General features: G+C 73.0%; 8 protein-coding genes and 2 pseudogenes. 5 read left to right on the top strand and 5 right to left on the bottom strand.

Features of this window, described 5'->3' with window-relative positions:
* Positions 1 to 150: 150 nt before the first annotated feature.
* On the bottom strand, positions 151 to 1,134 hold the full coding sequence (locus AAHZ94_RS19910; protein WP_349994324.1) for a GlxA family transcriptional regulator: 984 nt from the start codon (positions 1,132 to 1,134) through the stop codon (positions 151 to 153).
* Between the two features lie 174 nt (positions 1,135 to 1,308).
* Here AAHZ94_RS19910 and AAHZ94_RS19905 point away from each other — a divergent pair, with 174 nt between their 5' ends.
* The 3 genes from AAHZ94_RS19905 to AAHZ94_RS19895 all read left to right on the top strand — a co-directional run bounded on the left by AAHZ94_RS19905 (position 1,309) and on the right by AAHZ94_RS19895 (position 4,587).
* On the top strand, positions 1,309 to 2,205 hold the full coding sequence (locus AAHZ94_RS19905; RefSeq protein WP_349994323.1) for an NAD-dependent epimerase/dehydratase family protein: 897 nt from the start codon (positions 1,309 to 1,311) through the stop codon (positions 2,203 to 2,205).
* Positions 2,206 to 2,490: 285 nt separating this feature from the next.
* Entirely contained in the window at positions 2,491 to 3,114 is a 624-nt protein-coding gene (locus tag AAHZ94_RS19900; RefSeq protein WP_349994325.1) for an HAD family hydrolase, read from the top strand.
* 222 nt (positions 3,115 to 3,336) lie between these two features.
* Positions 3,337 to 4,587, top strand: coding sequence for a serine hydrolase domain-containing protein (locus AAHZ94_RS19895; RefSeq protein ID WP_349994322.1), 1,251 nt, complete (start codon positions 3,337 to 3,339; stop codon positions 4,585 to 4,587).
* Positions 4,588 to 4,716: 129 nt separating this feature from the next.
* Here the strand turns inward: AAHZ94_RS19895 and AAHZ94_RS19890 are convergent.
* The 3 genes and pseudogenes from AAHZ94_RS19890 to AAHZ94_RS19880 form a co-directional block, all read right to left on the bottom strand.
* Positions 4,717 to 5,343, bottom strand: a pseudogene (locus tag AAHZ94_RS19890) (phosphotransferase family protein); the annotation flags it as partial.
* A 246-nt stretch (positions 5,344 to 5,589) separates the two neighbouring features.
* Positions 5,590 to 5,831: pseudogene (locus tag AAHZ94_RS19885) on the bottom strand (phosphotransferase); the annotation flags it as partial.
* Between the two features lie 433 nt (positions 5,832 to 6,264).
* Positions 6,265 to 7,407 (bottom strand): FAD-dependent monooxygenase, encoded by a 1,143-nt coding sequence (locus tag AAHZ94_RS19880; protein WP_349994321.1) that lies wholly within the window; start codon positions 7,405 to 7,407, stop codon positions 6,265 to 6,267.
* 175 nt (positions 7,408 to 7,582) lie between these two features.
* On the opposite strand from AAHZ94_RS19880, the gene AAHZ94_RS19875 reads away from it, so the two are divergent.
* Entirely contained in the window at positions 7,583 to 7,918 is a 336-nt protein-coding gene (locus tag AAHZ94_RS19875; protein WP_349994320.1) for an ArsR/SmtB family transcription factor, read from the top strand.
* A gap of 246 nt (positions 7,919 to 8,164) precedes the next feature.
* Here the strand turns inward: AAHZ94_RS19875 and AAHZ94_RS19870 are convergent, their stop codons facing one another.
* Entirely contained in the window at positions 8,165 to 9,358 is a 1,194-nt protein-coding gene (locus AAHZ94_RS19870; protein ID WP_349994319.1) for a serine hydrolase domain-containing protein, read from the bottom strand.
* Positions 9,359 to 9,735: 377 nt separating this feature from the next.
* Here AAHZ94_RS19870 and AAHZ94_RS19865 point away from each other — a divergent pair.
* Positions 9,736 to 10,375, top strand: a 640-nt coding sequence (locus AAHZ94_RS19865) for a protein kinase domain-containing protein (protein ID WP_502964720.1), incomplete at its 3' end; no start/stop codon positions are given.

The raw sequence follows: 10,375 nt of genomic DNA, 5'->3' as shown, positions 1-10,375 counted from the left end.
CCGGGGGGGGGGGGGGCCCCGGGGGGGGGGGGGGGGCCCCCCCCCCGGCCCCCCCCCCGGGGGGGGCGGCCCCCCGCGGCGGGGGGGGGGGGGGGGGGGGGGCCCCCCCCCGCGCGCCCCGTACCCCACTCGGGGGTCCACCCGGGTGCCTCACCCCAGGGCCCCGCCCCGGCTCCGCGCGGGGTGGGCCCCCGGCCGTTGGGTGAAGGCGTTCCGGTAGGCGATCGGGGTCGTGCCAAGGTGGCGGGCCAGGTGTTGGCGTAGGGATTCGCCGGAGCCGAGGCCGCTGCGGTCGGCGACCTGGTCGACGGTGAGGTCGGTGGTCTCCAGGAGTTCGCGGGCCCGCAACAATCGCTGCTGGAGCAGCCACTGGAAGGGCGTCACGCCCGTCTCGGCGGTGAACCGCCGGGTCAGCGTCCGCACGCTGACCTGCGCTCGGGCGGCCAACTCGGCCAGTGAGATCGGCTGGTCGAGCCGGCCCATGGCCCAGGTGCGGGCCGCGTCAAGCGAGGAGTTCGTCTCGGCCGGCAGCGGGGTGCGGACGAACTGGGCCTGCCCGCCGTGCCGCACCGGCGTGACCACCGCGGCCCTGGCCGCCGCGTTGGCGGTCGCCGCCCCGTAGTCGCAGCCGATCAGGTACAGGCACAGATCGATCCCGGCGGCCGAACCCGCGCCGGTCACGATCCGCCCCTCGTCGGCGAAGATCCGGTCGGCGTCGACCCGTACGGCAGGGAAGGCGCGCTGGAGTTCGTCGGCGAGCGCCCAGTGGGTGGTGGCGACCCTGCCGTCGAGCAGACCGGCCTGGGCGAGGACGAAGGCGCCGCTACAGATCGAGGCGACCCGCTTGCCCGCGTCAGCCGCCTCCCGCAGCGCGGCGAGCGCGGCAGGGCCCGCGTCGTGCCGGCTCGCGGTGGAGGGGACGATCACGGTGTCGGCGTCGGCGACCGCATCCAGGCCCTGCCGGACGACCACTTCGATCCCCCCGGACGCGTCGAGCACACCGGGTTCGGCCGTGCACACCGTCACCTCGTAGCCGGGCCGCCCCGCCACCTCCGCGGCGCCGAGCAGCGTTGCCGGCATGGCCAGGTCGAAGGGCTTGACCGGCGGCACGGCCAGGACGGCAACACGGTGCATGGCCAGATCCTTGGAGCTCTTGGCAATGTGGCCACTGACCCTACCGGCCGGCCACCCGCCACAGGGGGGCGCGCGGCCGGGCCCCACACCCCGTCGCCCCACCCGGGGCCGCCGCCTGGAGCCCGGCCCCCACACTCCCGCATCCCCCACCACACGAAGCACGGAGAGAACGCCATGGCTGTACGAGTCGTCATCGGGGCCGGCGCGACCGGGGTCGCGACCGCGCGGCGCCTGGCCGACCGCGGGGACCAGGTCCGCCTGATCACCCGCAGCGGCAGCGGCCCCGACCACGCGGGGATCGAGCGGGTCGCCCTGGACGCGAGCGAGACCGACGCGTTGACGACGGCGCTGACCGGCGCGAACACGGTCGTCAACGCCGCCATGACCGCGTACCACACCTGGCCCGAGACGCTGCCGCCGCTCTTCACGGCCATCCTCACGGCGACCGAACGGGCCGGCGCCGACTACGTGATGCTCGGCAACCACTACGGCTACGGGCCGAGCACCGAACCGCTCACCGAAGGCACCCCGCTCACCTCCCGCACCCGCAAGGGCCGGGTACGGGCCGAACTGTGGCAGCAGGCCAAGGCGGCACACGACGCGGGACGGCTGCGGGTGACGGAGGTACGGGCCGGCCAGTACCTGGGCCCGGGCGCGATCTCGGCGTTCACCCTGCTGGTCGCCCCCCGGGTACGGGACGGCGAACTCGCCCTCGTCCACGGCAACCCGGACGCGGCCCACGCGTTCTCCTACACCGAGGACGTGGCGGCGGCGCTCGTCGCGCGCGGCGACGACGACCGCACCTGGGGCCGCCCCTGGCACGCCCCCGTCATCACCACGACCGTCCGCCGGGCCGCAACCGAACTCGCCGCACTCCACGACGCCCCCGAACCGCGCCTGGACCAACTCACCGAACGCGACCTGACCCTGCTGTCCTTCAGCGACCCCCTGTGGCGCGAGTTCACCGAACTCGGCTACATGACGGAACGCCCGTTCCTGGTGGACGACACGGACCTCCGCGAAACCTTCGGCTTGACGGCTTCGCCACTGGGTGCGGCGTTGGTGGGTTAGGGGGAGGGGCGGAGACAGAGCCGCAGGTCAGGGCGTTTGCGCCGGTACGGGGCCGCTGTCCAGGGAATCGAGAAGTTCGCCGAGGAGGCGGAACAGACGCGGGTGGGGCACGGGAAGGACGGCGACTGGCTGACCCAGCCGAGAGAGTTGGGCGGCGGCCATGGTGCAGATCCCCTCGGCATCTCGCAGGGCTGGGCGGCGAAGGCCAGTAATGTGCAGGGGCCGCTGAGCGGAGTGCGCGCGGGTCTGGGGCCCGATCGTGCAACCACCGAAGGGGAGATGCGTATGGACTCGTGCTGCGTCATATTCGACATCGGCGGCGTACTGGAGATCACTCCCGCGACGGGGTGGGTGCAACGCTGGGAACAGCGGCTCGGGTTGCCGGGGGGCGCGGTGCACGAGCGGCTGGGAGAGGCATGGCAGGCAGGGAGCGTCGGGACGATCAGCGAGCGCGAGGTGCACGCCCGAGTCGCTGACGCTCTCCAACTTGACGCGGACCAGGTGGAAGCCTTCATGGGTGATCTGTGGGCCGAGTACCTGGGAACGCCGAACGACGAACTGATTGCGTATGCGAGAGGTCTGCGGTCCCGCTGCAAGCTGGGCATTCTGAGCAACAGCTTCGTCGGGGCCCGGGAACGGGAGACGGCGCTGTACCGTTTCGACGAACTGGTCGAGCACATCGTCTACTCCCACGAGATCGGGATCTGCAAGCCGGACCTGCGGGCCTTCGAGGTGACGGCGGCCCGCCTGGGAGTGCGTGCGGAAGACTGCCTCTTCATCGACGACGTCGCGGTCAACGTCGAGGCCGCCCGGCAGACGGGCATGCGGGCCCACCTGTTCGAAGACAACGCGCGAACCATCGCTCGTATCGCGGAGCATCTGGACGGTGCGGTTTCAGTCCCCGACTGACGCGGAGTGCGCCCTGCGCCATCCGGTCGGCATCGACGTTCAGCCGAAGCACGGCAACCCCGCCCCAGCACACCTGCCGCCACCCCGAACACAAGCAACACCCCGCCGCACCGCCCCCCAGCCCCCCGGTTCGCCGCACGCCGCACCCTTAGGTCGTCCCCCTGACCCGTTTCCGGGTGTTTCCCGATGGTGTGTGGGGTGGACGCTTGGTGAGCTGTTTCCATGAGTGATCAGACATCGTCTCGCCGTCTACTCGTCGCTGTTGCCCTCGCCGTCGTCGTCGCCGTCGGGCTGGGGGCACTCGCCGTCACCGCCGCGTCGACCGGCTCGCCGGACCGGTCTGCGTCGCGATTACGTCCGGCGGACCAGGCCCGTCACGCGCCGACCCAGGCCGTGCTGGACGAGATCGTTGCGCAGGGCACGCCCGGTGTCATCGCCCAGGTGCGGGACGCGCGCGGGGTGTGGAACGGGCGGGCCGGGGTCGGGGACGTGGCCTCCGGGCGGGAGCGGAGTGCTCAGGACAGGTTTCGCATCGCCAGCGTGACCAAGACCTTCACCGCCACGGTGCTGCTCAAGCTGGAAGCCGAGGGGAAGCTGTCCCTGGACGACAGCGTGGCGAAATGGCTGCCCGGGGTGGTGTGCGGCAAGGGCTACCGGCCGGGGAAGATCACCCTGCGGCATTTGCTCAACCACACGAGCGGCATCTTCGACTACAACATGGACGAGGGCTTCCGCGCCCGTTACGCGGGGGACGAGTTCGACCGCAATCGCCACGTCAGGTGGTCCCCGCGGAAGCTGGTGGACATCGCGCTCGCCCACCCGCCCAACTTCCAACCGGAGCAGGGTAGTAGGCCAGGCAAGCCCGGCAGGTGGGACTACTCCGATACGAACTACGTTCTCGCCGGCATGGTCATCGAACGGGCCGCCGGCTCCACCTACGCGCAGGCCGTCGAGCGTCGCATCATCAAGCCGCTCGGCCTGCGGGGCACGAGCGTGCCCGGCCTCTCGCCCAAGCTGCCCGCGCCGCACGCCACGCACTACTCCACCCTGTTCGAGGACGGACCGCAGGCCAGGCAGCGCGACGTCACCGAGTTCAGCCCCACGGTGGCCTTCTCCGCCGGGCAGTTGATCTCGACCACCGGAGACGTGAACACCTTCCTCTCCAAGTTGTTGGCTGGCGAGTTGTTGCCGTCCGCTCAGCAACGGCAGTTGTTGGACGCGGTTCCCGTGGACGGGGACAAGGGGCACGGCGGTCCGAACGACGTCTACGGTCTCGGCATCCGGCACTTCCAGCTCAAGGAGGGCTGTCGGGCGTGGGGCCACGGCGGCATGATCCCGGGTTCCGCGACCCGGACCCTCGCCACGGCCGACGGCCGACACGTCATGACCGTCAACCGCAACGGTGACTGGGGCGAGCAGCGGCTGGAGGACGCGGCCGTCGAGGCTGAGTTCTGCGCCGGCGACGCTCGCTGATGCGCCTTCGCCCCGTTCTGACGCCCGCGCCAGTACGCCGTACGCAACACCCCACTCCGGCCGACCAGCACCCCACCAACCCATCCGGCTCAGCAACACCCCACCCATCAACCAACCAACCAGCCCGCCTCAGCAGTACCCCGCCAACCCGTCCGCCAACTCCTCCGCATCCTCGTCCTGATGGGCGGCCAGGGCCTGTTGGAGGGCGAAGGTGGCGCGGATCGCGGCGCTGCGGGCGGTGAGGTCCGGGGCGGGTGCGGGGGCGTGGGCGCGTACCCGGGCGAGCAGGTCGGGGCCGTAGCTGGCGGCGATGGCGGCCAGGTCCTCGGCCGGGTCGCCGAGCATCACCTCGTCCCAGTCCACCACCCCGCTGAGCAGGGGCAGCCCGGCGGCGTCGGTCGTCCACAGGACGTTCTCGGCGCCGAGGTCGCCGTGGACCAGGGCGGTGGTGCGCCGGGACAGCGCGGTCACCGCGGCCAACTCGCCCGCCGCCCGCTCCCGCCCGGCGGCCGACATCATCCCGAACAACTCCGCCCGTACCTGCTCCGCGAAGCGCCGCCACCGGTCGGCGGGCGCGGCCGGCCGCGCCGCCCGCACCCGCGGCTCGCCCCCGGCCGCCGCGAGCCCGGCCAACAGCGCGGCGAACTGCGCCGCCACCGCATCGCCGACCCCGGGCCGGTCGAGCGCGCCCCGTTCCAGCGGCGCGCCGGGGATGCGGCGGAGGACGAGGAAGGGCGGGTCCGTACGGGCGGGGGCCGTGCCGGCGCAGGCGGCCCCCCCCCCCCCCCCCGGGCCCCCCCCCCCCCCCGGGGGGGTCGGCGCCCGCGGTCCGCACCCCCGGGGGCCGGCCGGGGGCCGGGGGCGGGCCGCGGCCCCCGGGCGGCGGGCCCCCCCCCCCCCCGCGGCGGGCGGGGGAGGGGGCGGGGGGGGGGTACGGGGGGGGCGGTGGGGGGGGGGGCGGGGCCGGCGCGGGCGGCCCCGCCCCCGCCCCCGTGCACGCCCTCCGCCCCGTCGGCGATCGGCTCCGGCGTACGGAACCCGAGGTCGAGTCCGGCGAGCGTGCGCAGGACGGCGGCCCGCTGCGGCAGTCGCCGCGCCGCCGCGGCCGTACGCGGCAGACAGACGACCCACCGAGCGCCGCGCACCACATAGTGGAACTGCCCTTCGAGCACGGCCAGTTGGTCCGTAGTCTCGCCCGGCAACAGTCGGTGCAGCAGGGCGCGGTGTGTCGTCAGAACGTCCATCGGGACGGGCCTCTCTCGTGGGTGCGCACCCGGCGCGTACGCGGTGCTCACGGGTACGCGGGTGCGGGTACGCGTGCGGGTGCGCGCGGAGTGCGGAGCGTAGGGGGCGTACGCGCGGTGGGGCCGCCCACGCCAACCCCACCGAACACCGTCCCCCACCCACCCGCAACGCGGTTTCCCCCGACGCGCGCTGACCTGCCTGGCCCGCGAGGCGTCGGCGGAGGGGCTGCGGGGCGCCATCGCCCGTGCCGCCCGCACCGCCGCCCGTGCCACCCGCGTCGCCGGGCGAGAACGAGGGAGCCCTGAGCCTTTTCCAACCTCGGTTGAGGCGCGCCGAAGGGTGGGGGTGGTCTTCACGATGGCGCCGACCGACCCGGTGGGGAGGTGCGGGGGAGCTGCGCACGGGCCGGTGACCGGTCGGTGCGGGCTCGGTCTACCGGTTCGCGGCTTCGCGAGAGGCGACCCGGTTCGTGCGACCGACCGCGCGGCCCACCGCGTTGCGCACCGCGAGGCCCGGCCGGGTGCGGGGCACCATGAGTCTGGAGAGCAGCCCGACGCGTCGCTGCCGCGGGCCTACCTCGCGGCGGAGCCGCGACTCGTAGGCGGCGAAGGCGCGGGCGTGGTCAGCGGGATGGGCGGCGAGCTCTTCTGCGAGGGCGTACGCGCCCGTCATCGCCATGCTGGACCCGTCACCCAGCAGGGCTGTCGCCGCCGCCGCGTCCCCGAGCAGTACGACCCGTCCGCGGGACCACGAGGGCACCCGGACGGTGGTCAGGGGGTCGAAGAACGGAGCCGGGTGGTCGAGGAACGCCGCCACGAGCTCCGGTGCCCGCCACCGCACGTCGGCGTAGGCGTCGGCCACGGTCTGCTTGTGCCGGGCGATGTCCTTGCGGTCGTGGGGCGCTGGCTGTGCGGCCCGGAAGGTGAAGATCGCGAGCGGGGTGGTGCGCGAGGGGTGGAGGACCAGCATCCGGTTCGGCACGGTCAGCATGGTCATCTCGGTCGGGTCCTCGACGGCGGCGGGTTCCAGCGGGACGGTCGCGCCGTACAGGCCCAGGTCGCTCGCGAACTGCTGCTCGGGGCCGAACACCAGGCGCCGTACGGTGGAGTGCGTCCCGTCGGCTCCGACCACCAAGTCGAAGCGTCGTGGCGCGGACCGCCGGAAGGTGACGTCCACCCCGTCTTCATCCTGGTCGAGAGCGGTGACCGTGTCGTCGAACAAGAACTCGGCCTCGGTCCGCGCCGACCGGTGGAGCACCTCGGACAGGTCGGCTCGGGTCACCTCGACCGTCGGCGCCTTGTCCGAGGTGAGCGGGAGTTGCAGGATGCGCCTGCCGCCGGGGTCGAGCAGGGTCAGCGACCTGTTGCGGGTGGCGAGCTCGCGGAGCTGCGGGAGGACGCCCATGCGCTCGGCGACCGGGATGGCGGGCCCCTTCACGACGATCGCGCTACCACCGGAGCGTAGCTGCCGGGCGTGTTCGACGACTGTCGGCCGGTATCCCTTCCGGGAGAGCCAGTACGCGAGTGCGGGCCCTGCGATTCCGGCACCGACTATCAGCACCTCGGGCTTCTTCATGACGACGACCTCTCGGAGTGTCGATGACCAGGTCCCCCGGCGAGTGCCGGGCCGGGTCTGAGGGAGCGGCGGCACGGGGCGGTGCAACCGGACCAAGGTACGATCGATTTCGTACCTGGCCAGAGAAGCATGCCCCTCAGGTACGATGCAAGTCATACCTGAAGGAGGGTGCCGCGTGGCCGGAAGGAACCTGGTCGGTCCGGAGGTCGATGCGCTCGATCTGGGTGCGGTGTTTCGCGCCCTCGCCGACGCGCACCGTCGTTCGGTGATGACGGAGTTGGCCGCCGACCGCAGCGACGGCGAGCGGGGCTGCAACTCGTTCGATCTTCCGATCTCGAAGCAGACCCAGACCCACCACTTCCGGGTCCTGCGCGAGGCGGGTCTCATTGACGAGGTCGACTACGGCAACCGCAAGGGCATCCGACTACGACGCGCGGACATCGAGAAGAGATTCCCCGGGCTGCTCACACTCCTGAGTGCCGAGTCCCCGGGCGGTGCTGTTCCTCGCTGAACACGGCTGAGCACACCGGAAGGAGTCCGAGTCGGCCCTGAGCCGCGAGCTCGACCGGATTCAGCTCGCGCCCGGCTCGCAGGTAGCCGAGCACAGCTCGCCGCCGGGCTCGGCGCGAGCCCGAGTGGCGGAACGGCCAAGGAGCTTCCCCGTGGCCACGGCCACGGGGCCCCGTCCGCCATGCCACGGCCACGGGGCCCCGTCCGCCATGCCACGGCCACGGGGCCCCGTCCGCACGTCACGTCCTCACTTCGTCATGGACTGCCCCGGCGCGCAGAACTCCGCGTCGAAGACCTTCTCGTACGGGGCGCCGTCCGCCAGCCAGTCGCCGTTGATCTGGAAGGTCAGCGAGTGCGCGCCGTCGCGGGTGGTGGCGGAGCTGGTCAGGGAGCCCCAGACGATGCCGTCGTGGCCCCATACGGTCGTCCCGCAGGACAGGTCGCGGGCGATGAGCCCGAGCCCGTACCGGAAGTGCTGGCCGGTCTCCACGGTCTGGAACATCTCCCGCATCTGCTGCTTCGGCAGCAGCTTGCCGCGGGTCAGGGCGCGGAAGAAGGTGTTGAGGTCGCCGCTGGTGCTGATCAGTTCGCCGGTCGCGCCCGACCAGGTGGGGCTGTACTCGGTGGCGTCGTACACCTCGGGGCCCGGGTTCGGCGCGTACAGCTTGGAGTAGCCGACCGGGTGCGGCGCCGGCAGCGTGGTGACGGTGCCGGGGAAGGACGTGTGGCGCAGCCGCAGCGGCTCGATGATGCGCTGCTGGGCCTGGCGGGCGTAACTGTCGCCGGTCACCTTCTCGATGACCATGCCGGCGAGCACGTAGTTGGTGTTGGAGTAGTGCCAGCCGGTGCCCGGCGCGAAGTACGGCCGGTACTTCAGCGCCATCGCCACGATCTCCGCCGGCCGCTTCACGTCGAAGCGGTGCTCGAAGAAGCCGGGCCCGTTCATGGTCTGCTGCCACTCCGGCGTCTCCACGCTGTCGTGGATGCCGCTGGTGTGGTTGAGCAACTGCCGTACGGTGATGGCGTCCGCGTCGTACCCGTCGCCCACCACCACGCCCGGCAGCCACTCCTCGACGGAGTCGTCGAGGTCGATCTCGCCCTCGGCTTCGAGTTGCAACAGCACGGTGGCCATCAGCGTCTTGGTGATGCTGCCGGCCCTGAAGTGGTCGCCCGCGGTCCGCTCGCGCTGCTGCGCCGTGTCGGCGTACCCGGCGGACCCGAACCACTTCCGCCCGTCGGCCGTCTGCGTCTCGGCGGCCACGCCCGGCATGCCCGCCCGCACCAGGGCGTCCAGCGCGTCCTGGGTGGGCCGGTCCACGGCCGCCCCCGAGTCCGCCGCGGTGGCGGCCCCCGGCGCACCGGTCACCGCCAGCGCGCCCGCTGCGGCCGATGTGGTGATGCCGACCAGAACCCGCCGAACCCGTACGGAAGAACCGAACACGACGCCCACTCCCTCGCCTGTTGGCCGATGTTGGCTGACTCGTCTGCTGGGTGAGTCTTTCCGCGCACCCTAGATGATCATGACGGGGCGGCGGCGGGCGGGCCGGTGGCCAACTCGTACGCCGGGCGCCCCCGTACGCCAGGTGGCTCCGTACGCCAGACGGGCTCCGCACGTGAGGCGGCTCCGTTGCCGGCTCCGTACGCGCCAGATGGCCTCGTACGCCGGACGCCCGGGTGCCGGCGGACGCCCGCCGCACCCCCGTGCGCCCCGCCCGATGTTCCGCCGAACCCTGCTGTTCCGCCCCGTACCGGGCTATCCTCCACGCATCCGGCGGGTGTGGCCCACGCCGGACGCACACGGGGGAGGACGGGGGTCCCATGGCCGGCGCGCACCCTGACGTCCTCCGCGACCGCTACTCGCTGCACACCGCCTGGGGCGAACGGCCCGGCTCCACCTACTGGTCCGGCTACGACCGCACGGCGCGGACCGCCGTCCTCGTCCAACAGCTCCACCCGCCCGTGCTCGACGCCGGCGGGAAGCCCGGTGGGAGGTCAGCCGCCAAGGCGGACATCAAGTCCATTGCTGCGTACGGGAGTTGGGCGTCCGGTGGACTGTCCCGTCAAGTGCGTACGGTGCCGGTGCCGGACGACTCTCACGACTCCCACCTGCTGGCCGTGCACGACGTCTTCGAGGAGTCGGGCGCGCTGTGGGTGGTGATGGACCCGGTCGTACCGCGGTCGCTGCACAGCCTGTTGCGCGACCACGGCCGACTCGAACCGGGCGCCGCGACCCACATCGGCCTTGAGGTGGCGAGCGCGCTCGAAGCGCTGCACGCCGCGGGCCTCGCGCACGGGCAGGTCGACCCGCGCGGCATCCTCTTCCGCGAGGACGGCACGGCCGCGCTCCCGGGTTACGGGATCACGCCCCCCAGCGCCCTGGACGGCGCGCCGCCCCTGCTGCCCGAGCGGCCCAACTCGCAGTACACGGCGCCGGAGATGACCGCCGCCCACCTGGCCG

Origin of the sequence: Streptomyces sp. HSW2009, from assembly GCF_040240285.1 — a bacterium.
GTDB lineage: Bacteria > Actinomycetota > Actinomycetes > Streptomycetales > Streptomycetaceae > Streptomyces.
This window is presented reverse-complemented; position numbering and strand designations above follow the sequence as displayed.

What these genes read in the sequence shown, in the direction of transcription:
- AAHZ94_RS19895 (WP_349994322.1), top strand. Translation starts at nt 3,337, where the DNA reads ATGAGTGATCAGACATCGTCTCGCCGTCTACTCGTCGCTGTTGCCCTC.
- AAHZ94_RS19910 (WP_349994324.1), bottom strand. Translation starts at nt 1,134, where the DNA reads ATGCACCGTGTTGCCGTCCTGGCCGTGCCGCCGGTCAAGCCCTTCGAC.
- AAHZ94_RS19905 (WP_349994323.1), top strand. Translation starts at nt 1,309, where the DNA reads ATGGCTGTACGAGTCGTCATCGGGGCCGGCGCGACCGGGGTCGCGACC.
- AAHZ94_RS19900 (WP_349994325.1), top strand. Translation starts at nt 2,491, where the DNA reads ATGGACTCGTGCTGCGTCATATTCGACATCGGCGGCGTACTGGAGATC.
- AAHZ94_RS19880 (WP_349994321.1), bottom strand. Translation starts at nt 7,407, where the DNA reads ATGAAGAAGCCCGAGGTGCTGATAGTCGGTGCCGGAATCGCAGGGCCC.